The sequence below is a fragment of the Dulcicalothrix desertica PCC 7102 genome (assembly GCF_003991905.1).
Taxonomy (GTDB): domain Bacteria; phylum Cyanobacteriota; class Cyanobacteriia; order Cyanobacteriales; family Nostocaceae; genus Dulcicalothrix; species Dulcicalothrix desertica.
Genome location: NZ_RSCL01000004.1, coordinates 220,869 through 247,146, shown reverse-complemented (window position 1 = coordinate 247,146; position 26,278 = coordinate 220,869). Strand labels below are relative to the sequence as shown.

Here is a 26,278-nt window from a genome sequence, read left to right as displayed (position 1 = left end):
GATTTTGGATTGAGTATGATAATCCAAAATCTGAAATCAATTCATATGCGTTCACGAAGTGTTCAGCAGGAAAGCAAAATCTAAAATCTAAAATCGACAATCTAAAATCCTATGACTTTAACCGTTCGTGTACTTTCTCCAGATAAAACAGTCTGGGATGCTTCTGCTGAAGAAGTTATTTTGCCTAGTACAACTGGACAACTAGGTATTCTTACTGGACACGCACCACTGTTATCTGCGTTAGATACAGGTGTCATGCGTGTGCGTCCTAGCAAAAATCAACCTTGGGTAGCTATAGCTTTGCAAGGTGGTTTTGTGGAAGTTGAAGAAGATGAAGTTACGATTCTCGTTAATGGTGGCGAACGTGGCGATAAAATCAACTTGGAAGAAGCACGTTCTGCCTTTAACGAAGCTCAAACTCGTCTAAACTCTGTTTCTGCTGACGATAGACAGGCAACAATTCAAGCTACTCAAGCTTTTAAACGTGCGCGCGCTCGTTTTCAAGCTGCTGGTGGTATGGTATAACATTGTAGAGACGCGATGAATCGCGTCTCTACACACACGTATATATTATTTTTGTTTCAGTACAACTAATGTTACATCGTCTAAAAACTGTTTGGCGCCAATAAATTCCCACAAGTCTTGAATAATAGCTTGTTTAATTTCTTCTGCACATAGGTGCCAATTTTGTTTAATGACTTGTATTAATCGCTTCAATCCGTATAAGGCGCCGTTTATATCTTCAGCTTCTGTAATACCATCGGTATAAAGGACAATTACATCATCTGGTAATAATTGTATATCAGCGTAAGCCACAAGATGGCTAATTTCTTCTTCTAAACCAATCGCGAATCCTAAATCTGTTGTATCGATTCTTTGTAACAATCCTCCTCTACGAATGATTATGACCTCTTCATGTTGTCCGTAAACTCGTACTTTTCCATTATCATAATCTAACAAACAAAGAGTCATATTTTTATCAGACTCCATTCGCTGTACATTATTATAAATCGCTCGATTCAAAGTATTTAAAAACTTTTGAGGATTAGTTTCATTATTTTCTAAAAGAGTACGTACTGCGGTTTGCACCATAAGCATTAACATTCCACTTTCCAAACCATGTCCAGTAACGTCACCAATACCAATTTTTACTTTTCCATCGTGGGAGATTATATCATAATAGTCACCACCAATTTCAGTAGCAGGTTGCATAAAACCAACAATATCTAAGTTTTTAATTTGTGCTAGTTCTTCTTGTTTGGGTAAAATGGTTTGTTGAACTTGTCTTGTTAAGTCCAACTCTGTTTTCATGCGAATATTTTCTTTGTTTAATGACTCGTTTAGTCCAACTATCTTTACATTTGCTGCTTCAAGTTCAAAGGTTCGCTCTTCAACTTTAGTTTCTAATGTCGTGTTAACTTGTTCAAGTTCAGCTTTTGCAAAATATAGTGCATTCTCTGCACGCTGACGTTGAGTAATATACCATTTTACTAAGCCAAAAACAGCTAGCCAAGCTAATGTAAGAATTGGAAAGCTAATAATGCAGAATAAACTAGACAAAAATAAACGCTGTCTGTAGGATTCAAGGTTTGATTGAATCCTAGTATTTAATGCAGTAGTCGTTTTAATCATGCCATTTGCATAAATTTGCTTTTGAGTGTTGTAATTTTGACTATTAAGCAAATTTAGAGCTTCTTGAGATTTGTTTTTACGTACTAATTCAAATGCTTGCTGCTCCATTTGAACTAATTTAAGATTTGCTGCATCAGTTTCAAAAGCATTAGCTGCTTGAAATTCGGGAGCAATTTGAATAACTTTTTTAATCGCTGCATCTAGTTCGGGTTCAAACTTCTTATAACGTTTTTCCCATTCTAAATCACCTGTACTAGCAGCCATTCGAGCAGACATTGTTAAAACTTCATCAAGATGAATAATTTTACCACTCAAGCTTTGTAGTTGAAATTCTGTTGAAACAACTGTTTTGAAATCACTATGCATATTCCAAACGTTCCAACCCACAGAAGCAACTAGCATCATGCTAATAATGATAGCAACTCCAATCACGAGCATGAGATTTGATGCAATTAGTTTATTTAAATATGATGAATTTAATTTAATTTTTTTCATATTAGTGAATAACCAGGTTTCTATGTAAAAATATTGTTTTGATTACAAGATATCAGTAAAGAAACCTGTTAGTGAAGAAACCAGGTTTCTATGTAAAAATATTGTTTTGATTACAAGATATCAGTAAAGAAACCTGGTTTCTAAGAGGTTTCTAATTGTTTGCGTTTTAAAACTACTAGAGTAATATCATCTAAAAGTTTTCCTTGTCCCATATATTTATATAGGTCATCAACTATAGCTTGTTTTATGTCATGAGCTGAATTTTGCCAGTTTTCTTTTATTATTTCTGTTAAACGCTTGAGTCCATATAGCTCTCCTTCAGGATTTTCAGCTTCGGTAACACCATCGGTATAAAGAACTACAACATCATTTGGATATAGTTGAATATCTGCATAACCGATAAAATCAGAAATTTCTTCTTCTAAACCAATTGGAAAGCCTAAATCTACTGTATCGACTCTTTGTATTAAACCACCACGTCGAACAACGAGCATTTCTTCATGTTGTCCTGATACTCGAACTTTACCATCTTCGTAGTCGAGTAAGCACAGCGTCATATTTTTATCTGAGTTCATTCGCTGCACGTTTTGGTAAATAGTGCGGTTGAGAGTGTCGAGGAATTTTTTGGGGTCGGTTTCGTTATGTTCTAATAAGGTACGTACCGCAGTTTGAACCATTATCATTAACACACCGCTTTCTAGTCCATGTCCTGTAACGTCACCAATTCCAATTTTTACTTTGCCGTTGTGGTAAATTACATCATAGTAGTCACCACCTACTTCGGTAGCAGAAAGCATGAACCCAGCTATTTCTAAATCTGGTATCTGTTCAAGTTCGTGCTTTGGTGGTAAAATCATTTTTTGAAGTTTGCTAGTTACCTCTAATTCGGCGCCCATACGAATATTTTCATCGGTTAGGCATTGGTTCAATAGATTGACTTCTTTGTTGGCTTTAACTAAAGCAAGTGCAATATCGTTAAATGATTTGACAACTTCTGCCAATTCATCGCGGTTTTCTAAAATAATGCTTTCGGTGACAGTTCCATCAATCATTTGTTTTGATGCTGTACTTAAGCTAGATACTGTTTGTTTTACACCTAAATAAAACGCAATATATAAATACAATACTAATATTAAAATGATTGAGACAAAAAGGCATAGTAATACTTGTCTCTGTACAAAACCATTAATACGGTTTTGCAAAAGCACATCTAATTCGACAATTGCTTTATCCCAAAGAATATAACTTAATTTTAAGTTTTCTGCTGCCGCTGTGTAAAATACTTGGCTACTTAAAGTATTACTATTTTCAGTTAAAGGTACTGCTGTATCAATAAGTAAGTCAATTTTATTTGTATAGTCATTTAAAAACTTTTCAAGCTTTGGACGTGTATTTCCAGCAGGATTAAATTTAAATGCATTCTGCATGTTTTTCTTTAACTCGCTATTATATCCTTCGAGTTTTGCTAAGTATTTTATTAACTTAATACGTGATTCAACCGTATCTTGTTTAGTTAGGATACTTTTTTGAGTTATAAGTTGAATGTCTGTTAAAATATACTGCATTTCGGGCAGCTTTAACAAAGTTGCATCCATTAAATAGTAACTATCTATGTCAGGGTCAAGAATTAAGTTAGATTGGTCTCCAACTTTATTCCTTAACTCATCGATTTCTTGTCGTAACGTATTGTATGTTTGATTTTTCTCTTCTATGTTGTTATTATTTTGATTTTCTATTTGGCGCCATTTTTCTTTTATCAAATTAAATTTACTAGTCGTTAGTAAGATATTACCATATTTTTTATCAACATCCTCTAATGACCGCATTTGATTATTAATTCTTGCCTTGAGTTCTTTTAACTCGTTTTGTTTTGTTTGGTCGTTGTTAGTGATTTGTGCAAGTGAAACATCTGACCATAGTTGACGCAAAGGACGTAGGTAAGTGTTACCAATTTTTTCCTTTTCTGCAAAGTCATTTCGCGATTGAATTTCTGAAATCAGTAAATACATTACCAAACTTAACGGCAGCACAAAAATGCTACTAATTAAAGTAAATTTTTGTGGATATTTAAGGCGATTCATTAAAGTAATCGCCGGACGAAATACTTTTTGTAGTTGTTTCATATGTTTAAAAATTTATTCATATTTTAATATTATATTTGGCATTAATCTTTGTAAATTTTTTAATGATTTTGGTTGCCAAGGTATATTATTTGATGCTTTAACGATTACTTGCAATTTTGATTTATCTCTTATATCTATAATAAATTTAGAAAGCATACTAATTCCAGAGCTATTAAGAGCATATAAACTTTTAAAATTTAAATTAACTAGATTTATTGGGCTATTCGCAATGTTACTAAGTAACTGTATGATTGGAGAATACTCTGCTACTGTTCCTAACCTTAATGTCCCTTCAAAATGAACTGTTTTATTTGTTTCTTCGTACCACACACGGTAGTTGTCACCCTGAATATTCGACATAATTATGCACCTGCAACCTGATATAAAGATTAAAAAAATAATTAAATCTTAACTAAACCATTTTCAAATTTAAATTTGGCATTAATTTTTGTAAGTTTTTGAGTAACTTACTTTGCCAAGGAATTGAATTGGCGCCAAGAATCATCATATGCATACTTTTGTTGGTTCGCATTCCAATTACAAACTTAGATAGCATGGTAATACCAGAACTGTTCAAAAAATCGAGATGCATTAAGTTGAGCGTAATTCGTGCTGGGTTACTATCAACTACATCATTTAATAATTTTAAAATGGGTGCATATTCTTCCATTCCGTTCAAACGTAAACTGCCATGAAAGTTAATGGTTGCAGAAGTAGTCTCGTAACAAACTTTATAGTTATCGCCTAAAATTTCCATAGTTTTGATTCGCGCAATAAACAAATAATTAAAAATCAAAAAAATCGTATGTAAATCTAGATGCTTACTTGTACCATTGTAGTTACAGCAAGTATTTCTGGTTTTTCCTGAATAATTTCAAATTTCCAACCCAGCATTGCTGAATAATCATTAATCATGCTCAGTAAACCTAAACCAGAAGCTGTATTATCTGGATTTTCGGCATTTTTTTCTAACTGATTAAAATATAGTGAGTCTGGGTCAGCAACTACTAACTCTTCAATAAAGGCTTTAAATCCTTCGATAGAGTCTTTATTTATGCTATTAGTAACAAAAAATCTAATTTGGTCAGCATCGAGTTGAAGCTGAATGGTAATTGGTAATCGCACACTGTAATCACAATACTTCATTGAGTTTTCTAATAACTCATTTGCAATATAGCTAGCAGTACTTTTAATTTCAGCTTGCTTTTGGGCGCCAACATCGCTATCATCTTTAGGAAAAAAAGTAGTCAAATAATCCGCCATAAAATCTGCGGATAGACCATTATTTCTCCAGCGGTCTTTTATTGAAATAGAAGACGGTGAGAACTTTAGCGTTAATTGGTCATTATTGAGTGGTTTATCAACGTAATATCCAAATATCTCTTTCATATCAACCTTACTTAATTTAAAAATATTTACCTTACATAGTGAATTCAACCATTGTCGTCACAATCATTATTGCTGGTTTATCAGGGACTGCCTCAAACTTCCAAGCAAGCTTCGCCGAATAGTCATTTATCATGCTTAAAAAACCTAGCCCCGACTTAAAGCTATATTCATCATCAACATTTTTTTCTAACTGGTTTAAATATAATTCTTCATGGTTATTATTTGACAGTTGATAAATAACGCCCTGAAGATTTGCCGACCGAAGGTGACTCAAGCTATTCGTAATAAAAAACTGAGTTTTACCTTTGTTGGAATACAATTTAACTTTAATAGGTATTTGCGAAGCTTGATGTGAGTACTTAACGGCATTCTCTAAAAGTTCATTAGCAATATAGCTAGTAGCACTCTTAATTTTTGTAGAACGTTTTAAATCACTGTCTTCGGAACCATTTTTAGTAATAAGGGTCGCCAAAAAGTCAGCAATAAAATTTGCCGCGTAATCATTATTGCGCCAAAATTCCTGCACCGATATTGAATCAGGCAGAAACTCCAACATTAATTTTTCCTTGGTCTGCGGTTTTTCTATGAAGTCCCCGAAAATCTGCGTCATGGTAGTGCTGTATAAAAATTGGCAACGGATTTAACGGATGTAACGGATAAACGCTTTATATCAGGTTAAACATATACGACTTTTAGTATTTGTTTATACTTTATCTTGCGTTTATACTGCCTTTACACAATATGGCATTGTTTTATTCTCTTGTGTTCAGTAAATGCACTTAAAGGCAAGAATAAGCAAGATTTAAGAGATTATTTACATTTTTTGCTAATTTGATTAAAATATTAAGTTTTGTAACGAATGCAGAAACTCACCTGGGTGGATGGGAAGTAATAGGTAAGATACTTATTGCCCAGAGGGCAAAATCTATGAGAACCTTACAAAGCTTTAATCGTAAGCGTAAGTCAAGTAAAATACTTAGTTTTGTTGCATCGGTTGCGGCTTCTTTAGCAGTTGCTGGTAGTGTTAGTGTTGCTGGCGCCCAAGTTAATCAAGTAAATAAGTCGGTTAATCAAGTCGAATATAATAATGTTGCTAATGTTACTAAGTCTGTAACGACAAATGTAACGGTGCCTGCGACCGAAAATCAAGTTATATCAGTAAAAACACTTAAAGCTAGCCAATTACAAATGAGTCTTGGTTGGGGCTTAATTCCTATTGCTGTAGTTGGCGGTTTGGTTATTTTTGTGCCATTGTTCTTTGGCGGACTGGTAGTTATTGGTGAACGCGAAGTTGGAATTGTTGTTAAAAAATTCGCTGTTTCTGGAAAAGGACTTCCTCCTGGTGGGTTAATTGCTCTTAATGGTGAAGCTGGTTTGCAGGCAGATACTCTGGCGCCTGGTTGGCATTGGGGTTACTTTCCTTGGCAGTTTTCTGTGAAAAAAGAAACTGTAGTAATGGTGCCACAAGGTGAAATTGCGCTCATAGTCGCTGCTGATGGTTCACAAGTACCACCTGAGAGAATCTTGGGTAAAATAGTTGATTCCGATAACTTTCAAGACGCGCGTAAGTTTTTGCTGAACGGTGGAGAGAAAGGACGACAAATTGGTTTTTTAACGGCAGGTACTTACCGTATAAATACTGCTTTGTTTAAAGTAATTACGGCAAGTAATGCTAATCAGCACGAGATGCGCGCGGAGCAGTTGCGTATATATCAGATAGAGCCAGAAAAAGTTGGTATTGTTACAACTTTAGATGGTTCACCTATTCGGACAGGAGAAATAGCCGGACATACAATTCCTGGACACGATAACTTCCAAAACGGTCAGAGGTTTCTTGATGGTGGTGGGCAAAGGGGTTTGCAAGAGCAGGTATTATTATCGGGTTCGTGGAATCTTAACCCCTGGCTTGTAAACGTTGAACAAGTACCAATGACCGAAATACCTATCGGTTATGTGGGAGTGGTTATTTCTTTCGTAGGTAAAGAACAAGAAGATGTTAGTGGCGCCTCGTTTACTCATGGTCAGTTGGTGAACCAAGGACATAAAGGTGTATGGGTAGAGCCGTTATATCCTGGTAAACATCCTTTAAATACTAAAGTAATGAAAGTCGAGTTAGTGCCAACGACTAATATCGTCTTAAACTTTACCGATAGAATCATGGGTCAACATGGCTATGATAGTAAACTCACAGCCTTAAAACTATTATCGTTTGACGGTTTTACTTTTGATTTAGAAATATTCCAAATTATTCATATCGGCGCCAGTGATGCACCTAAAGTGATATCGCGCTTAGGTTCGATGCAAAACGTCATCGACCAAGTACTGCGTCCAATAGTTGGAAACTATTTTCGTAACTCCGCGCAAGAGTACACAATTTTAGATTTTCTAATTGCCCGGAGCGAGCGTCAAGTCGAAGCATCAGAATACGTTAAATCAGCTTTACGTGCGTATGATGTTCAAGCAGTAGACTCTTTGATAGGTTTAATTACCCCACCGCCAGAGTTAATGCATACACTTACCGACCGTAAAATTGCTGAAGAACAACGCAAAACCTACGAAGTTCAACAAATGGCGCAAACTCAGCGTCAAATGTTGGTAAGAGAAACATCATTAGCAGATATCCAAGACTCATTAGTTACATCTGAAGAAGGAGTTAAAATTGCTCAATTAAAAGCTAATGCCAGAATTCAAGAAGCAACTGGTGAAGCAGAATCGATTAAACTAAAAGCCATAGCTGAAGCTGAAGGTATTCGTGCCACAGGTAACGCGAAAGCAGAAACATATCGTGCAGGTGTGGAAGCACTAGGTGAAAATGGTTACACCGCAATGCAAATGATGCAAATAGTTGGTGAAAGTAACGTCCGCTTAATACCCGATATATTAGTTGGTGGTAACAGTGGTGGTGGCGCCAATGGTTTAGTTGACGGTTTACTATCCATGATTTTATGGAATCAAACTAGTACTAAGCAAAATGGTAATGTAAGCAACCAACCAATTTATCCTAGAGTGCCTGTAATGGCGCCGAAGAATGGTAACGGGAATGCTCATATACCTTTAAATCTTGATATTCCAACAGATAGTCAATAAGAGCGTTTAATATTTGGGACGGGCAGGGATGCCCATCCCACAAGACTATCCCACAAGACTATCCCACAAGACTATCTTACAAGATTATATATCTTTATATATCTTTATATGTCGCATGTCTAGAAAAATTGGCGAAGATATTATTTAATTGCATAAAGTCTACAAAGAAAAGGAGTGTGAATGTACAATTCTAATGTAGTACTGCCGATTTTTTTAGAACCCGCGTACCGTTTATTTAAGCTAATTAGTTACGGTAAATATACACAAACTTTTTTCGCTGTTAATGAAGAAGAATATCCTTTTATACCCTGCGTTATTCAAAAAATATTATCACCACAACCAAGAAACTTTGAACATAAGTTAAAAATATTACAACAGTTAAGCAAGTCTTCTCAAATTCCTAAGTTAATAGATTACCACTGCGGCAACGATTGTATCTATTTAGTATTTGAACATATTGAAGGTATAAATTTAAATACGTTACTCGCAGAACAAGGTACTTTAAGCGAAAATAAAATTTGGCAAATACTGACAGATATTTTAACCACTTTAAAATTAGTACATAGTCATAAATTAATTCATTGTGACATCAAGCCAGAAAATATTATATGTAGGAATGGCAGCCAAGATTTTGTTTTAGTTGATTTTGCTGCTTCTCAGGTAGCTGCTGCTTATTATCAAGCTAATAATATTATTACAGGTAGTCCAGAATATACGGCGCCAGAGCTTGCTTTATCTAAACCAATATTTAGCAGTGACCTTTACAGCTTGGGTGTTACTTGTATTTATTTACTCACTCAAGTAAGACCTTTTGATTTATATGACACCGCGAATAATCAATGGGCATGGCGTCATTATTTACAAACACCTATTAGTGTGCGGTTGGGTAAGATTCTTGATAAGCTTATCAACCAAGATATAAATCAGCGTTTTATGTCAGTTGATGAAGTATTAATGATGATGGGTATTTCAGCATATACTACGCATGAACAAAGTTGGCAGGCGCCTGCGGAGCATAAAACTATACATTCGACTTCAGAAGTAAACGCAGTTGCAGTTTGTTTGGATAAAAATATTATTGCGAGTACCCATAGTAACAAAGATGTATGTATATGGGATTGTAAAACACAACAATTATTACATACACTTCACGGTCATAATAAACCAGTTACATCAGTAGCATTTAGTCCTAATGCTCAAATATTGGCAACAGGTAGCGATGATAAAACAATCAAATTATGGAATCAAGATTATAAAGAAATTTATACCTTGGTAGGACATCAACACGTCGTCAAGTCAGTAGCATTTCATCCAAATGGAGAGATATTGGCTAGTGGAAGTTGGGATAAAACGATTAGACTTTGGGATGTGACTACAGGTAAAGAAGTTGCCGTACTGACTGGACATAAGCTTCAAGTTAGTCTAGTCACATTTAGTGCAGATGGTAATTTAGCTAGTGCAAGCTTTGATAAAACAGTTCGCTTGTGGAAAAATGGCGCCGATTCTTTATCATATTCACTATCTAATATATTATCGAGTCATACATGGGCGGTTACTGCCGTAGCATTTAGTTCAGACGGGAAAATTTTAGCTACAGGTAGCGACGATAACACCATCAAACTATGGAATGTAAATACTGGTGAAGAATTCGCCACACTTACAGGACATTCTTGGTCAATTACAGCACTAGTATTTAGTTTTGATGGAACTTTGTTAATAAGCGCTAGTAAAGATAAAACAGTTAAGCTGTGGCAAGTTAGCAACGCTGAAGAAGTAACCACGCTTTCAGGTCATACAGATTCTGTTACAAACATTGCCATTGCTAACTCTGACACACAAATTATTGTCAGTAGTAGCAAGGACAAAACAATTAAAATTTGGGAATTAGATATTTCCCATTAGATGTAGAGACGTTACATGTAACGTCTCTACAAACGTTTCAGGAAACGCTGAAATATCAAGCGCTACCAGTGAAGGTGACTTCAGGAAATTTCAACTGAGCTTCACCCATAGGTCGATTTTTGCCTTCTTCTTGCCAGTAGTTAATTACTTCTGTAGCTTTGTTGAGCAACTCGACTCTATCTACATCTGTAATCCAGTGTTTAGACTCTAGTTCTTTTTTTAGTTCTTCCCAGGCATCATTTCTGGGCCAAAAGAAGTACTTTGTCAAGGGACTCGTGCCTTTGCCCACAATTTGGTCAACTGCTAGGGCTACATTCTCATCTAACCAGAGAATCTTTAAGAGAAATTTGGACAATCACACCTCCGGGACGCATCCGGGCGAACTTTACAATCAATCAGACAGACGATTGCCTATTTTAACTTAATAATCCACCACTTGAGCAAATCATCATAAATAATTAGACTCGCACAGCTAAAAAATTGAGATAAAGTAGTTCAGGAACTTTTGAACGCGACTCACACTCCATGACTGAACAATCCCCAGTAAACGCTATTATTGTTTTTGATATCGATGGCGTTATTCGCGATGTTGGTGGTTCCTACCGTCGCGCATTAGCTGATACTGTCGAGCATTTTACAGATTTTGCGTATCGTCCAACACCAGTAGATATTGATAAACTTAAATCGGAAGGCATTTGGAATAATGATTGGGAAGCTTCGCAGGAGTTGATATTTAGACACTTTGAGGCTCAAGGAAAACACCGTAATCAAGTCCAATTAGACTATCAAGCGATAGTAGCATTTTTTCAATCACGTTACAGAGGTACTGACCCTAACAACTGGAATGGCTATATTTGTGATGAGCCATTGTTATTGCATCCCACATATTTAGAACATTTAACGTCATCCGGTATTTTATGGGGATTTTTTAGCGGCGCCACTCGTGGTTCTGCAAATTATGTGTTAGAAAAACGCCTCGGTTTAAAAGCACCTGTACTATTAGCAATGGAAGATGCACCAGGTAAACCAGACCCTACAGGATTATTTGATACAGTTAGGCACCTGGAAGCAGGACAAAATAATACGAGTAATACCGTTATATATGTAGGTGATACAGTAGCTGACATGTACACCGTTATTAAAGCAAGAGAACTAGAACCACAGCGCAAATTTATTGGTGTCGGTGTACTACCACCCCATGTCCAAAAAACACCCTCACGACGCGAAGCTTATGCGGAATTATTAATAAATGCAGGCGCCGAAGTTGTTTTTTGCAACGTCCAAGATTTAACCCCAGCCCGCACAGCAGCTTTACTTTCAGTCTAGAGAGTAAGGTGGGCACTGCCCACCCTACAATTAAAATTCTCCCAGGCATTGATGTTAAAAGCGGACTAACTTTTGGGAGAATAAATTGTTGCTTTGTTGAGGTATTTATGATTTTTACAGATTCCGGCGCCGACAAAACCCTTGTAAAATAAGCTTTGTTCTCAAATCCACATTTATTCGATAAACTATGTGTAGATTCTCTATTGCGTTTTTATCGTCTTCTGTGTAATGTATGACTATAGATATATATTCCAAATACTCTATCAAAAAACAGTAGATTAAGGAGTGCATTTAGATGAACTCATGGCGCCGCTTTCACGCAGCTTGGCAAAATGTAGCAAAACATGTCCCATTTAAGTTTAGGGCCAGTTCAGTGAAAGGGTTCTTACCTTTATTTTTGCTAGGAGCATTTTTGAGTTTGGCTGTTGCCGCTTGTTCTTTTGGGGATAGAAGCGGTGAAGCGTTGGCGCCAAGTGTTCGTGCAAGTCAGGTTGTAGCGAATAGCAAAGATATAGAAGTAACTTTAGTTTCTTTTGCAGTTACTAGGTCTGCCCACGAAGCTATAATTCCAAAGTTTGTAGAGAAATGGAAGCAAGAAAAAAATCAAAATGTCTCCTTCAAAAGAGCATATGGTGGTTCTGGCTCACAAACGCGCGCAGTCATAGATGGACTTGATGCTGATGTAGTTCACCTAGCGCTTGCATTAGACACGCAAAGAATTCAAAAAGCTGGCTTAATAGAACCAGGATGGGAAAAAGAATTTCCTAATAATGGCATTGTTTCCAAATCAGTTGCAGCATTAGTAACTCGTCCCGGTAATCCTAAAAATATTAAAACATGGGCTGATTTGAGCAGAGAAGGAATTAAAGTAATTACAGCAGACCCTAAAACATCAGGAGTCGCGCGCTGGAATTTCTTATCATTATGGAATTCTGTTATTAAAACAGGTGGAGACGAGAAAAAAGCTTTAGATTTTGTCACCACAATTTATACTAAGAATGTACCAATATTGGCTAGAGATGCTCGTGAAGCAAGTGACGCATTTTTCAAACAAAGGCAAGGAGACGTTTTAATTAACTACGAAAACGAAGTTATTCTTGCAAAACAAAAAGGAGAACAAGTTAATTATACTGTTCCCGATGTAAATATATCTATTGATAATCCAATCGCAATAGTAGACAAAAATGTTGATAGACACGGTAATCGCGAAGTTGTAGAAGCATTTACGAAGTTTCTATTTACACCAGAAGCACAGCAAGAGTTTGCAAAAGTTGGTTTCCGTCCAACCAACGAAACAGTCGCACAAACCAAAGAAATCAAAGATAAATATCCAACCGTAAAAACCTTGGGTACAGTTGAAAACTTTGGTGGATGGAGCCAAGTTCAGAAAAAATTCTTTGAAGACGGCGCCATTTTTGACCAAATTCAATCACAAACAAGATAAAAGTTGAAAGTGCTGAGTGCTGAGTAAAAAGTTTTACTGATGATTGGTTACTCTCAGTACTCATTGCTTTTTAACTCACAACTCATTACTCAGCACTCAGCACTCAGCACTCATTACTCAGCACTCATTACTTAATATATGGCAGTATCTTCTCCTTCTTCATACCAGCAGTTAAATCCGAGAAAAGCACCAAATAGGAAAGGATTGCTATCGCTGTTACCAAAAATTCATATAACGTGGGTAGTAACGGCGGTATATCTAGTAATAATGCTACTTGTACCAATAAGTGCGATGTTTTTCAAAGCAGCAACAGTACCTCCTGAGCAGTTTTGGAAAATTGCAACAAGTCCAGTTGCTTTATCAGCTTATGATGTAACTTTTACAACTTCGATTATTAGTGCATTAGTAAATGGAGTATTTGGAACTTTAATTGCTTGGGTATTAATTCGCTATGATTTTCCATTAAAAAGGCTAGTAGATGCTTCAGTAGATATACCTTTTGCGTTGCCGACTGCTGTAGCAGGTTTAACCTTAGCCACGGTATATAGCGAAAATGGTTGGATTGGTTCAATATTTGCACCATTTGGAATTAGGATATCTTTTACCCGGTTAGGAGTAGGAGTAGCAATGACATTGATATCGCTACCTTTTGTTGTGCGAACAGTACAACCAGTGCTACAAGAAATGGAAAGTGAAGTTGAACAGGCAGCTTGGTCACTTGGTGCCAGTGAGTTTGAAACTTTTTGGCGAGTGATTTTACCTCCTTTGTTTCCAGCAATTTTAACTGGAGTCGCTCTAGGTTTCGCGCGGGCAGTAGGAGAGTTTGGTTCAACGGTAATTATCGCTTCTAATACACCTTTTAAAGATTTGATTGCACCAGTACTTATTTTCCAACGATTAGAACAATATGACTATGCGGGTGCAACGGTAATTGGTATCGTACTGTTAGTTATTTCATTAGTTTTGTTAATAGGAATTAATCTTTTACAGGCTTGGGGAAGACGCTATGACCAGAAATAATTTGTCTCAAAAAAAAGGTGGTTGGGCGCCTAAAATTTTGATAGGGATAGCTTTACTGTATTTAGGATTAGTTTTGTATATCCCAGCCGCTAATGTATTTTTTTATGCTTTTAGAAAAGGTTTTGGACCCTTTCTTTCTAACCTAACTCAACCAGACTTTCTCTATGCTGCTTGGCTGACTTTGACCCTAGCGTTAGTTACTATACCAGTAAATACTGTATTTGGTTTATGTGCCGCTTGGGCATTGACTCGTAACAATAATTTTCCTGGACGTGCTTTTATTCTTAGTATTATTGACCTACCATTTTCGATTTCACCAGTCGTAGCAGGTTTAATGATTGTATTGCTTTATGGGCGTAATGGATGGTTTGGTGAATGGCTCTTCGACCATGACATTAGAATAGTCTTTGCTTTTCCAGGAATGGTAATAGCAACGGCGTTTATAAGTATGCCATTTGTTGCACGCGAAGTTATACCAGTGTTAGAAGAGTTAGGACACGACCAAGAAGAAGCTGCTCGAACATTAGGCGCCAAAGATTGGCAAATATTTTGGCGTGTTACCTTACCAAATGTTCGTTGGGGTTTATTATATGGTTTACTATTAACCAATGCAAGGGCAATGGGTGAATTTGGCGCCGTCTCGGTAGTATCAGGCAACATAATAGGTAAAACTCAAAGTTTACCTTTATTTGTAGAAGAAACTTACAAACAGTATCAAACTGAGGCAGCATATTCAGCAGCAGTAGTTTTAGGGTTATTAGCTTTAGTGACTTTAGTGTTGAAGGATATTCTCGAAAAGAAAACTACTATTAAAGAAGTCGAGTAGGAGGCGCCGAAACGGATTCGTGTTAGGAGGCGCGGAGTTAGGAGTTAGGAGTTGCTAGCCATAGTCGTAAAACTTCTGCAACTGTCCAAGCTTGGGCAATACATCCACGGGGAGTCAAAGGCGCCTCACCGTCAAAGATTTCGCTTAAACTACCAATACCATGATTACAAACATGATTTGCCATAGGTTCTAAAAATTCGCGAGCAGCAGTGCGGTTTCCATACACGCGCAAGTGTGCTGATATAAATGTACCTAGCAACCATCCCCAGGTTGTTCCTTGGTGATATGCATTATCTCTTTGATACTGATTACCTCCATAATTACCATGATAATGAGTATCATCAGGATTTAAGGAACGTAAACCGTAAGAAGTTAGTAATTGGCGCCCACAAATATCTACAATAGAACGTTGTTGGAGTTGTGACAGTAAAGGTTCAGGTAAGGAAACAGCGAAAAGTTGGTTGGGACGTAGTGTTATATCATCACCGTTGGGTGTATCCAAAACATCATAACAATAGTTTTTTTCAGAATTCCAAAAGCGTGCAAATCGTAATTGAGTACGGTCTGCCATTGCTGTATATTCTTGATGTGGCTTATTAATGCGACGTGCAAACAAAGCCATTGTTCGTAAAGCATTGTACCACAGTGCGTTTATTTCAATTGGCTTACCAATACGTGGTGTAATTACTTCGTTATTAACTTTCGCATCCATCCATGTTAGTTGTGTTCCTTGTTCACCTGCATACAATAACCCATCCGCAGCATCAAGATGAATATTATATCGAGTTCCGCGACAATGCCAGTCGATAATATCTGCAAGGGCGCCAAAAAGTTCTTCTATTAAATCGTCATCTTCGGTATCTTTATGATACGCGCGCAATGCGTCAAAATACCATAACGTCGCATCAACAGTATTATATTCAGGTACTTCACCCGCATCAGGAAAGCGGTTAGGTAACATTCCTTTATCTATATATTTAGCAAAAGTACGCAGAATTAAGCGAGCAATTTCTGGTTTTCCTGTAGCGAGCGTGAGTCCTGGTACACTTATCATGGTATCGCGTCCCCAATCGCCAAACCAAGGATAACCCGCAATTATACTTTTACCATACGGTTCATCAGGCGCCGGACGTTCGACTATAAATTGGTCTGCTGCAAGTACTAATTGTTTTATCCAAGCTGGGGAGTCTTTAAATAAAGCAGAATTATGATTTTTCCATAGTCCCAATAATTTATTCTCGTTTTGGCGCCGTAACTTTAAAGCAGCTTCACCATCGTATTGCTTTAAATCTTCTGTACTAGCAACAAACGTGATTGATTCGCCTTTTTCTAGGGTAACTTGAAATGTTGCCGCATGAAGATGGTCTTCCTTATCATTCAATCCTCGATAACGTTCCACCGCTAAATCAAAACCATAATACCAATTATGAACTGGTGATACATTACCACGGTCAGTTAACAAATAAAGCGGCGCCGCATCAGGATATGCTAGTACACGAACTCCCCCTGATATTTCCTCAACTGTCATTTGCCAACCATTACCTTGCGTATCACTATGATAATCGCGATAATTAACCATCGCTTTGATAGTTAATTTTAACGGTTGAGTCGCGCGACGCAGATGGTATTGAATATATGTAGTGTTTTCTCCTTGCTGCATCCAGATACGCTTTTCTAACAGCGCATCAGCACAAGCATACTCCCACGTTGGAATAGTACCCTCAAGACTAAAACGCTCAATATGACGAAAACCCTGTGGACTTACAATACCATCAGCCCAACGGTTAGCGTGTAACGGGTAAGTATGGTCATCATATACAGCAGTCTCATCAAGCTTCGTAAGCAACAAAGTTCGACCGAGTGGAGGTTTGAGTGCTGCAACTAATAACCCGTGATAACGACGAGTTAACAAACCTGCTACCGTTCCCGAACCATAACCACCAATCCCATTAGTGACTAGCCATTCCCTTGTTTCTGCGGTTTCAAGAGTACCACAGATTTCTCGCCCGAAATTAACACACATCTTTATTTGAGCTATGGAACACTTATATATAAGTTACCCTAAGAAGATAAAACAACGGCGCCAAACTTGTAATATGTAACTTCAGTTACATTCTTAAACAAAAATTTACGGATAAAAGCTCTTATGTGAACCACGCTTCACATTCTGATATGTTATTAAGTGGCATCTAAAAACGCTAAAACTTTTAAGATACATGACTAGAAGTGATCAACCAGTAGGTCCCACCATTGAACAGATAAAAGCTTTCTATGACTTGTGTGTACGAATGAGAGCGAATAATACAATGACTGATTTAAATTATAAACAATTAACTGAAGCTCAATTGAGAGATTATGTAAAGCGTCATCCCCGCTCTGGAAGAAGCTTTTCAATATTACCTTACAATTGTTAGAGCAAGACCAAATCGAGTTATAGTTAGTACAGGTGAACAGTTAGAGGCTGAGTTAAGAAAAAGATTGAGTAGCCAATAAACAGTATTTTCTTAGCTTGAGCTATTGGTTCACATTATTCACAAGCACTTAAGTTCTTCTGTGAACCACGGTTCACATTTTAATTGAACCAAAAACCCGACTCGTTAGATAAGTCGGGTTTGTTTGTTAATTAGGCTTTTGTAGCTGGTTCAAACTTTAATGAGACACCATTCATACAATAGCGTTGACCAGTAGGTTTTGGCCCATCACCAAACACGTGTCCTAAATGTCCACCGCAACGACTGCAATGTACTTCAACGCGCGTCATAAATAACGACTTATCGACAGTAGTCGCAATAGCACCTTCTATCGGGTTAAAGAAACTAGGCCATCCAGTACCGCTGTTAAACTTTGTATCAGACGTGAACAAAGCTTGCCCACATCCGGCACAATAGTAAGTGCCTTCCCCGTACTCTTTGTCAAGTGGACTAGTTCCAGCCCTTTCAGTACCGTGTTTTCTCAACACACGGTACTGTTCTGGTGTCAAGATACTTTGCCATTCCCCATCTGTCTTTACAATTTCGTATTGTTCTTGATTCTTAGAAGCTGTCATACGTTCCCTCTCCAATGCTACCAGTGCTATATCCAAGCGGCGCCTGAGTTCCGCAACCTGGGGTATGTACCATATCTTTATATATCTTAACAATACTTGTAAAACAGGTTATGAAGATAGCCGTTACTAATATATACAGATAACCGATAGCTATATTAAACAGAGTTATGATAATTGAATAAAAGCCCTAAGAAAATGGCATCATGATAAACAAACAACAGATTACGGTTCAGATTCCATCAGATGCTGCCGAAGCTCAAACCAAACAAGTAACCTTTGAAGAATTTGCTGCTTGGCGCCCAGAAAACGGACGTTATGAACTACATGATGGAGTAATTGTTGAAATGGCACAACCGTTAGGTGGACATGAACTGGTTACAGGATTTTTAGCTCGTAAGGTAACTGTCGCGTTCGACTTTCTTAATCTTCCATATTTTATACCTAGAAAAGTATTAGTAAAACCGACTGAAAATCAATCAGGTTATGAGCCAGATGTATTAGTAATAAACGAAAAAATCTGGTAAATGAATCCCTATGGCGAAAAACATCAACTGTAATATATGGTGCTTCAATTCCTTTAATTGTAGAAGTTGTATCAACTAACTGGGATGATGATTACTACATGAAGCAGGGAAAATATGAAGCTATGGGAATTCCTGAATATTGGATTGTTGACTATCTGGGATTAGGCGCCAAAAAGTTTACAGGAAATCCCAAACAACCCACGTTCTCAGTGTATCAATTAATAGACGAAGAATATCAAGTTAGGCGGTTTCAAGGCAATGACCGCATAATTTCCCCATCTTTTCCTGACCTTAATATTACCGCACAGCAAGTTTTTGATGCTGCCAATGCTGAATTGATAAATTAAATATATCTGTTAAATATCTACATACATATAATTGATTATGACAAATGAAACAAATAAAAAAGATATTGCTATCCAAACTAAAAAGGAAGCTATTGCTAGAATTATGCAAATAATGGATGAAATTAGTGCTGAAGCTGAACGACGAGGTTTAACACCAGAAATTTTAGAGTCTTTACTGAAATAATTCCGCAGATAGGTGAAAAAATTCTCCTAATGCTTTTGCTTGCTCTTTGCTAATTGCTTGTTTACCATTAATAAGCTCTGATACATCATCTAATGAGCCAATAATTTCTACTAAATCCGCTTGCTCAAGTTCTCGTGCTTCCATTAAATGTTGAATAATTGCATGAGGAGAGGGTTTACTCATTGGATAATTTTTGCTTTCATATTCCTCTATTAATCTCACCAAAATTTTTAATAAAGCGGTTTGTTCTGGTGAACGGTTTTTATTTCCTATAAGTCTTTCAGCATTAGCTAGCATACTATCATACTCCGATTCTGATGTGATAACTTGAGGTTGATATTCAGCAAGTAGTTCACCGTAAGCATTTTTATCAAAAGCTAGAGACATTATATTTGCCCTTTCGCCTCGAACGGCGACTCATTTATTACTAGTATAGTACTTTGCTTTTAAAATGTTTATATATATTTACCTATTTGACCCTCAAAAACTTTTTTAAATTAGCTATTTATTAAAAATAAGGGTTTTTTTTCCATCTTTCTTTATCGTACTCACCATGACTCAAAAAGTATTTGTAATAGATTGTTTGAGTTTCATAGTCAATATCAACAATTAATCTATATGCATTACCTTTTATATTGAATACTGTAAAATTTCCCACAGCATCAGTTGATGGATAAATTTCTTTTACATCTTGTAAACTTTGCCATGATGCATCTCTAACAACCCGATACCAAACTTCTATTTGTTCAGCTACGTCTGGATATATCGCTGCATCATTACGTAAATAACGAATGCTTATTAGATGCATATAATATTTTTAACCCAATGATTCATATAGATGAGGGTGCCTCGTCTAGCTATTATTGCTGATAGATGGGATACTCCCACCGTATTACTGCACTATAGTACTATAAAAAATATATCTATTAATTTTTGGGTTGTGACACTTATTGTACTGACACGTAGCATATGCTTGAAGATACTACTCTGCGGGAAAACTACGTTTACGTACCTCAGTATGACAATACATAACAGATGCTACCCTACGGGAAAACTGCGTTAACGTACCTCAGCATGACAATGCATATGAGATGCTACCCTACGGGAAAACTGCGTTAACGTACCTCAGCATGACATATTTCATCCGTTACATCCGTTACATCCGTTACATCCGTTGCCAATTATATACTGGTAATGTGAACCAAAAAGTGGCGCCTGCATTTGGGGTACTATTAACACCTATTTCACCACCATGTGCTTCAATAATTTGTTTACACAAGTATAATCCCAGTCCTAATGAAAGAGAGTTACGTGCGTTGGTACCGCGAAAATATAAGTCAAATAGATGTTCGCTTTGCTGTTGCGTTAACCCAACTCCGTTATCGGAAACTGTACAGAAAATTTTACTATTATTATCTTTGATAGTCGCGTTGAGTATTATATTTAAACCGGGAGGGTTATGTTTGACGGCGTTGGCGATTATATTAGAGAAGACTCGCCATAGTTGTGTTGCATCTGAGTTAACTTGGGGTAAGTCAGATTGAATTAAGTTGATAAGGGTTGCTTCATTTTCTGTAAGCATTGGTTGTAAGTCGGCAACTGCATCTTCTACGACTTTGTTTAAATATATTGGTTGTAATTGTAGTGCTATACCTTGGACTTCACTAACGTGTGCTTCCATTAATGAGTTGATTAAATTTAACTGACGTTCACTACTTTGCTGCATTCTTTCAATTATTGCACGAGGCACTGTAACCGACGATGATTCTTGTTTATCCCCTAGTAAATTTTTCAAAACCATCAATGTTCCTAATACTGGGTTACGTAAGTCGTGGGAAACTGCGTGAATGAATACTCGTAGTGCTTCTTCGGTGCGTTTTCTCTCGCTAATATCTAATATTACCCCTACTATACCACCCAAGGCGCCATCTGCTTTATCATATGTTGCTTTGTAAAATATTACACTGTGCTTTTTGTTATCAGCATAGATTATAGAACTTTCATAAGTTTGAATTCCTCGCTTGGATAATAGCTTAATATCTGCTTGATAATATTCTTCTGCGAGTTCTTTTGGTGCGATTTCATACACCTTTTTACCAATAATGCTTGCTCGACTTAAACCAATTGACGTTTCAAAAGATTTGTTGCATCCTACATACAGTCCTTGAGCATTTTGATAATATACAGGCGCCGGAATTGTGTCGATAAGAACTTGTAAAAAGTCAAATTGCTCTTGGAGTGCTTCTTCTGCGCGTTTACGTTTGGTTATATCTTCAATAATTCCTTCGTAATATAGTATATTACCTAGGGAGTCGCGAACGGCATATGCTTTTTCGGAAATCCAAACAATGTTATTTGAAGAATTATGATGTCGGTAAATTTGAGATTCAAACTCGGAGACATTACCATGCTTCTCGACTAAATTAATAAATTCTGTACGTCGATTTGGATTGACATAAAGCTGTTTACCAATATCGGTATAATAATCAATAACTTCTTCGGGTGTGGAAAAGCCTAAAATTTGTGCAAGTGCAGGGTTGACGGTGATGTAGCGTCCATCGATTGTACTTTGGAAAATACCTTCGACTGCGTTCTCAAATATACTGCGGTATTTATTTTCGGCTATTTTTAGTTTATTATTGGTTTTCTCAAGCTGTTTACGTGCGTTAAATTCACGCGATTGTAGTCTGTCGTATAAATAAACGCTAAAGTTACATATAGCACAGAACCAAAATATATATAAAAGTAGCGTCACACTATATATAGACTCTTGACCTAGTGCTGGTCTTGGAAGTTTAAAACCGAGACTCAGATTTACACCGAAGTAATAAATTAATAATACGACTTGGGAGACTAGATGCAGTCTCCAGCGTACTGGCATAAAAGCTGCTTGACCAAGAAACAGCAGTGACCAAGTGACAATATCAGGTATTGCAAACCCTTTAAGAGTACTAAATATTTGTTGCCCAAGACTTATTGACCAAGATGAGGCTAAAAATAGTACTCCTGGATGACGGCGCCCAAATGAGGTTCGATGTACTAGTAATGATATACTGATACTTGATAACATGGCGCCGTCTACAAGCAATGCATGACGCATTAATTGTTGTGGAAGATTAGCAAGTTCTTTTAAAGGAAAAAAGAAGTTGTAAACATCGCGAACGACAAAACTTAGAACACAGAAAAGTGCTAGCCATAACCATAACTGTAGACGCTGCCACAAAAAATGACGGCGCCAAGTTTCATATTTAACAGTTAAAATATCGGTTTTGGGTAGAATGTATGTAGAAACGGCTTGTCTCCATCTCCGTTGTACGGTTCTAAGTACGTCAACCATTAGATTAGGGACTATAAATAGGGGGGTGGGTTTACGAAATCTGCTGTACTATTGTATGTTATGGGTTAACCCGCCCTTACGAGGTTATCGTTTGTTGGATGGGTAGTGTAAACCAATAAGTTACTCCTTGTTTGCGATTAGAATTTACACCAATATCACCACCGTGTGCTTTAATAATTTGCCGACACATATATAGTTTCAAACACAGACTCGTTGATAAACGGTTTTGTGGGTCACGCACGTGTAAATCAAAGAAACTATCGCACTCCGATTTGTTCATCCCCACCCCCGAATCTTGAATTATGCATCGAATTTTATCTCCATCCATCTTAGCTTTTATACTAAAATTTAGTCCGGGTGGATTATTTTGGCAGCTATAAGTTAAGAAAGATACAAATACTTTACGTAATAATTCTTGGTCGGCTTTTACTATAACAGAATTTTTACGGTCTAAGTTTTTTAACTGTGTAACTAATTGTGCTTGATAACGAGTCAGTAATGACGTTGAGTCTTGAAGTATTGCTTCAATCAATGTAGTAAAATTTACTATTTCCTGATGCATTATCATATCTTTTGCATCACTAGAATTGATTTCTAATAAAGAATTAATCATTCCTAGCTGTCGTTCATTACCTTGAATCATGCGTTCAATTATAGAACTAGGAATTTCTCTATCTGCTTTGAGCAAGTTATTAAGTACCATCAAATTACCCATTACTGAAGTACGTAAATCATGAGACACTGTATCTAATACAACATCTTTAATACGACTTAGCTCTTGAATTTCCTGGACTTTTTGCTGTAATTGAACAGTTCTTTCCTCAACTTGCCCTTCTAGGTTAAAGTTAAGCTGTGCAAGTTCTTGATAAAGTTTGGCTTGTTGGATAGCAATTGCTAACTGTTCAGATATTTGTTGAAGTAAATCTATTTCTACTGGTTGCCAATAACGAGGACTGGAACATTGATTTGCAATTAATACACCAAATAATTCATCACCCAGAATAACTGGCACCGCTAATGTTGCCTGCGTATGAAATGCCTGATATAATCCTTTCAAACTCGCAGATGCTTCGATTTTTGTAATATCTTCGACAACGCGAACGTTATTTATTAATAATGAAGTTTTTAGCTCGTTAAATAAACACTCGTCAGGATTATCGTCTTTCCAATCTAATACCGCTGGATAACACGGATTTACTGACTCAGCTAAAACTCTACACTGTGCGTTGTTTTGATTTTTATTTTCATGCAACGCAATAAACACTCGGTCTGCTTGAAGAAATTTCCGCACTTCGGTGACAGTCGTTTGTAGAATTTCATCGAGATGAAGGGACTTGCGAATTCTTGCCAAGGTTTCTGCTAGCAAGCGATTACGCGATACACTTATATGTAATTGCGCTTCTGCTTGTTTACGTTCGGTTATATCCCTGACGATTGCTAAAATTTCTTCGTGTCCACTAACTACTAAGCGTGCTTCATAATCGCGTAAACCTATTGGTGTAAGCAATTTGTACTCACAAGTTTGTACGCTTCTTGATGCTAAAGCTTTATGAATTGCAGCATAACTACTGTTGGCAACATCCTGTGGTAATAAATCCCATAGGTTTTTACCAATAATTTGCTCACGAGGAATTGTAATGTTTGCCCCTTCTCCTTTAAAGTCTATATACTCACCATTGGCATTTATTCTAAAAATCAAATCAGGAATAGCATTTAAAATCGCTTTATATCGTGCTTCACTGACACGCAAATTTTCCTCCGCTAATTTGCGAGTTGTAATATCCATAACCAAACCTTCCCAATAAATATCCCCGTTTGCTTGTTTACTTGGGTGAGAAGTGACTTGTACCCACTTACTTTTGTTGCTTGCGGTGACAATTCGACCTTCCCAATACAAAGGAGACAGAGTATTGCTTGATACTAAAAATGATTCTGTAAAAGTCTGAACATTCTCTGGATGAATGAGATTAAGCAAAACCAAAAAGTTTGCTTGCACAGTTTCTGGTTTTAATTCAAATAGTTCTTGACAACCCGAACTGATATAGGTTATTACATTCGAGTTATCAGGACGTTGAATACACGTGAAAATTACCCCAGGCAAACTAGCTGTAATTTTCTCTAGTAACGATAATCCATTAATGCGAGTGTGCATTTGTACTTTTGCAGTTTCATTCACTCTGTGAACCATTACTATATAAAGAGGTTAGGACTAAGAACTAGGGAAACGAATCGAAAGGCGCCTGAGTACAAGTTTATTATAAAAGAACCCTATTATGAATATCCCTTATTTATCTGCTCATAACACAAATCATTAATCTCTTTTCACATTTACTCATCCCTGTTGTCCTTAGTCCTCACCCCTATTACTTAGATTAAATTCTAACCAGGGCAAATGTATTCACCCAAATGGATGAACCACTAGTAGGAATTAAGAGAAATTGTTAAATACTTGGAAACACACTATTTAAATTTAATGACAAATTAGCAAAACCTGGGAGCAAGACTGTTTCAGTCGTTAACGAAATTTGTTTATTCCGGTAATTATACTTACCCTGAGTATCTCGATATGGTTGACTGTAGCGTTCAAGTTCGTATGTTACCAAATTCAAAATCCAATAATTCTGTATTTGGTTTTCTGCGTATAAAGATAACTTTTCGGTTTGGTCGTATTTCAAAGTTGAGTCGGAAACCTCGATTAAAAGAAAAATATCCTCTGGTTGAGGATGGTTTACTAAATAGTCATCGGGTTGTCCTCTGACAATTACTGCATCTGGTTCTGGTTCGCTATTAGGATAAAGCGTTACTGGTTCTTGACAGCGTACAACTGCTGTTTCACAGAGTAGTTTTTCTAACTCTCTGATTAATTTTGTATTACAAACTGAATGAGGAGTTCCTTTCGCTGCCATTTGTATAAGTTCTCCTCGTATCAACTCTACCCTGTCTCCTTCTGTCAGAAAACCAAGCTGTGTTAAACGATGATACTCTTCTATGGTAAAGCGCTTTGTTTGAAGCTGTGTCATAGTCACTTGGAAGAAGACTGTACTTTTATTTTCGCAGACTGTTGCAAAATTGGTAAGTTGTAGCATAGGCTTCTAGCCTGTGCAATGATATAGTTTTTTTTTACTACAGAGATTTGATAAGCTTGTTTATTTGAATTACTGGGGCTGTTTTACTGGTGGTTATGATTTTTATGTTATTTTTTACTGGGGTTTGTTTATTATATCCCCCAGTAAAACATGATTTTAACTTCAGGTTCAGGCGCCACTACATCTTTATTAGTCAAGTTAGTGATTAGGGACTTCCAAGTAATAAAATATTCAAAATTTTCTTGTGGGGTGGGCATCATTGCCCGCCCTTGTAATGGAACGGGCAAGATGCCCATTCCACAATATGGAGAATTAATTTTTATACATCTGTATACAGTATTTATTTGAATTACTGGGGCTGTTTTTACTGGTGGTTATGATTTTTATTTTGTTTTTTACTGGGGTTTGTTTATTATATCCCCCAGTAAAAGATTATTCTAATTTTAGTTTGGAGGCGCCACATGAGATTTTCTGCGCGAATGTTGTGTTGGGTGTTGGGTTCCGTTCCCC

The 26,278-nt window shown here is 36.8% G+C and carries 23 protein-coding genes and 1 pseudogene; 9 read left to right on the top strand and 15 right to left on the bottom strand.

Annotated features, from left to right (window positions below; genetic code table 11):
- Window positions 1-111 precede the first annotated feature (111 nt).
- Complete coding sequence (atpC, locus tag DSM106972_RS10355) at window positions 112-525, top strand: ATP synthase F1 subunit epsilon (RefSeq protein ID WP_019495417.1); 414 nt, start codon at window positions 112-114, stop codon at window positions 523-525.
- 45 nt (window positions 526-570) lie between these two features.
- On the opposite strand, the gene DSM106972_RS10350 is transcribed toward atpC, so the two are convergent.
- The 6 genes from DSM106972_RS10350 to DSM106972_RS10325 form a co-directional block, all read right to left on the bottom strand.
- Entirely contained in the window at window positions 571-2,127 is a 1,557-nt protein-coding gene (locus DSM106972_RS10350; RefSeq protein WP_127080618.1) for a PP2C family protein-serine/threonine phosphatase, read from the bottom strand.
- Window positions 2,128-2,267: 140 nt separating this feature from the next.
- A complete protein-coding gene (locus DSM106972_RS10345) occupies window positions 2,268-4,250 on the bottom strand; it encodes a PP2C family protein-serine/threonine phosphatase (protein ID WP_127080617.1) in 1,983 nt (660 codons plus the stop codon).
- 12 nt (window positions 4,251-4,262) lie between these two features.
- Window positions 4,263-4,610, bottom strand: a complete 348-nt coding sequence (locus DSM106972_RS10340; protein WP_127080616.1) for a slr1659 superfamily regulator — start codon at window positions 4,608-4,610, stop codon at window positions 4,263-4,265.
- Between the two features lie 52 nt (window positions 4,611-4,662).
- The gene (locus DSM106972_RS10335; protein WP_127080615.1) at window positions 4,663-5,007 is read right to left on the bottom strand and encodes a slr1659 superfamily regulator; all 345 of its coding nucleotides are present in this window, start codon (window positions 5,005-5,007) and stop codon (window positions 4,663-4,665) included.
- 56 nt (window positions 5,008-5,063) lie between these two features.
- On the bottom strand, window positions 5,064-5,639 hold the full coding sequence (locus DSM106972_RS10330) for a slr1658 family protein (RefSeq protein ID WP_127080614.1): 576 nt from the start codon (window positions 5,637-5,639) through the stop codon (window positions 5,064-5,066).
- A gap of 31 nt (window positions 5,640-5,670) precedes the next feature.
- Window positions 5,671-6,249 (bottom strand): slr1658 family protein, encoded by a 579-nt coding sequence (locus DSM106972_RS10325; protein ID WP_127080613.1) that lies wholly within the window; start codon window positions 6,247-6,249, stop codon window positions 5,671-5,673.
- A gap of 317 nt (window positions 6,250-6,566) precedes the next feature.
- On the opposite strand from DSM106972_RS10325, the gene DSM106972_RS10320 reads away from it, so the two are divergent.
- Complete coding sequence (locus DSM106972_RS10320; RefSeq protein ID WP_127080612.1) at window positions 6,567-8,726, top strand: SPFH domain-containing protein; 2,160 nt, start codon at window positions 6,567-6,569, stop codon at window positions 8,724-8,726.
- A gap of 180 nt (window positions 8,727-8,906) precedes the next feature.
- The gene (locus DSM106972_RS10315) at window positions 8,907-10,628 is read left to right on the top strand and encodes a WD40 repeat domain-containing serine/threonine-protein kinase (RefSeq protein ID WP_127080611.1); all 1,722 of its coding nucleotides are present in this window, start codon (window positions 8,907-8,909) and stop codon (window positions 10,626-10,628) included.
- Between the two features lie 55 nt (window positions 10,629-10,683).
- On the opposite strand, the gene DSM106972_RS10310 is transcribed toward DSM106972_RS10315, so the two are convergent.
- The gene (locus tag DSM106972_RS10310; protein WP_127080610.1) at window positions 10,684-10,983 is read right to left on the bottom strand and encodes a 30S ribosomal protein PSRP-3; all 300 of its coding nucleotides are present in this window, start codon (window positions 10,981-10,983) and stop codon (window positions 10,684-10,686) included.
- Window positions 10,984-11,153: 170 nt separating this feature from the next.
- On the opposite strand from DSM106972_RS10310, the gene DSM106972_RS10305 reads away from it, so the two are divergent.
- The 4 genes from DSM106972_RS10305 to cysW all read left to right on the top strand — a co-directional run bounded on the left by DSM106972_RS10305 (window position 11,154) and on the right by cysW (window position 15,244).
- Window positions 11,154-11,954, top strand: a complete 801-nt coding sequence (locus tag DSM106972_RS10305) for a TIGR01548 family HAD-type hydrolase (protein ID WP_127080609.1) — start codon at window positions 11,154-11,156, stop codon at window positions 11,952-11,954.
- 295 nt (window positions 11,955-12,249) lie between these two features.
- Entirely contained in the window at window positions 12,250-13,398 is a 1,149-nt protein-coding gene (locus tag DSM106972_RS10300) for a sulfate ABC transporter substrate-binding protein (RefSeq protein WP_127080608.1), read from the top strand.
- A gap of 138 nt (window positions 13,399-13,536) precedes the next feature.
- Window positions 13,537-14,418: a sulfate ABC transporter permease subunit CysT gene (gene cysT / locus DSM106972_RS10295; protein ID WP_127080607.1), complete on the top strand. Its 882-nt coding sequence runs from the start codon at window positions 13,537-13,539 to the stop codon at window positions 14,416-14,418.
- Window positions 14,405-15,244, top strand: coding sequence for a sulfate ABC transporter permease subunit CysW (gene cysW, locus DSM106972_RS10290; protein ID WP_127080606.1), 840 nt, complete (start codon window positions 14,405-14,407; stop codon window positions 15,242-15,244). Before cysT ends, cysW begins: the two co-directional genes overlap by 14 nt.
- A 37-nt stretch (window positions 15,245-15,281) precedes the next feature.
- Here the strand turns inward: cysW and glgX are convergent, their stop codons facing one another.
- The gene (gene glgX / locus DSM106972_RS10285) at window positions 15,282-17,267 is read right to left on the bottom strand and encodes a glycogen debranching enzyme GlgX (protein WP_127080605.1); all 1,986 of its coding nucleotides are present in this window, start codon (window positions 17,265-17,267) and stop codon (window positions 15,282-15,284) included.
- 600 nt (window positions 17,268-17,867) lie between these two features.
- Entirely contained in the window at window positions 17,868-18,290 is a 423-nt protein-coding gene (gene msrB / locus DSM106972_RS10275) for a peptide-methionine (R)-S-oxide reductase MsrB (protein ID WP_127080604.1), read from the bottom strand.
- Between the two features lie 203 nt (window positions 18,291-18,493).
- Here msrB and DSM106972_RS10270 point away from each other — a divergent pair.
- Window positions 18,494-19,161: pseudogene (locus DSM106972_RS10270) on the top strand (Uma2 family endonuclease).
- A 37-nt stretch (window positions 19,162-19,198) separates the two neighbouring features.
- Window positions 19,199-19,345 carry a hypothetical protein gene (locus DSM106972_RS51320; protein ID WP_158632802.1) on the top strand — a complete coding sequence of 49 codons (147 nt, stop codon included), beginning with the start codon at window positions 19,199-19,201 and terminating at the stop codon, window positions 19,343-19,345.
- Here the strand turns inward: DSM106972_RS51320 and DSM106972_RS10265 are convergent.
- The 6 genes from DSM106972_RS10265 to DSM106972_RS53295 form a co-directional block, all read right to left on the bottom strand.
- Entirely contained in the window at window positions 19,334-19,732 is a 399-nt protein-coding gene (locus tag DSM106972_RS10265) for a helix-turn-helix domain-containing protein (protein ID WP_127080603.1), read from the bottom strand. The genes DSM106972_RS51320 and DSM106972_RS10265 overlap by 12 nt on opposite strands.
- Before the next feature lie 121 nt (window positions 19,733-19,853).
- Window positions 19,854-20,153 (bottom strand): type II toxin-antitoxin system HigB family toxin, encoded by a 300-nt coding sequence (locus DSM106972_RS10260; protein WP_127080602.1) that lies wholly within the window; start codon window positions 20,151-20,153, stop codon window positions 19,854-19,856.
- 357 nt (window positions 20,154-20,510) lie between these two features.
- Window positions 20,511-22,682 (bottom strand): PAS domain S-box protein, encoded by a 2,172-nt coding sequence (locus tag DSM106972_RS10255; protein WP_127080601.1) that lies wholly within the window; start codon window positions 22,680-22,682, stop codon window positions 20,511-20,513.
- Window positions 22,683-22,758: 76 nt separating this feature from the next.
- The gene (locus DSM106972_RS10250; RefSeq protein ID WP_233787879.1) at window positions 22,759-24,870 is read right to left on the bottom strand and encodes a sensor histidine kinase; all 2,112 of its coding nucleotides are present in this window, start codon (window positions 24,868-24,870) and stop codon (window positions 22,759-22,761) included.
- A 253-nt stretch (window positions 24,871-25,123) separates the two neighbouring features.
- Entirely contained in the window at window positions 25,124-25,702 is a 579-nt protein-coding gene (locus tag DSM106972_RS10245; protein ID WP_127080818.1) for a Uma2 family endonuclease, read from the bottom strand.
- 197 nt (window positions 25,703-25,899) lie between these two features.
- Entirely contained in the window at window positions 25,900-26,064 is a 165-nt protein-coding gene (locus DSM106972_RS53295; protein WP_233787878.1) for a hypothetical protein, read from the bottom strand.
- Window positions 26,065-26,278: the final 214 nt, after the last annotated feature.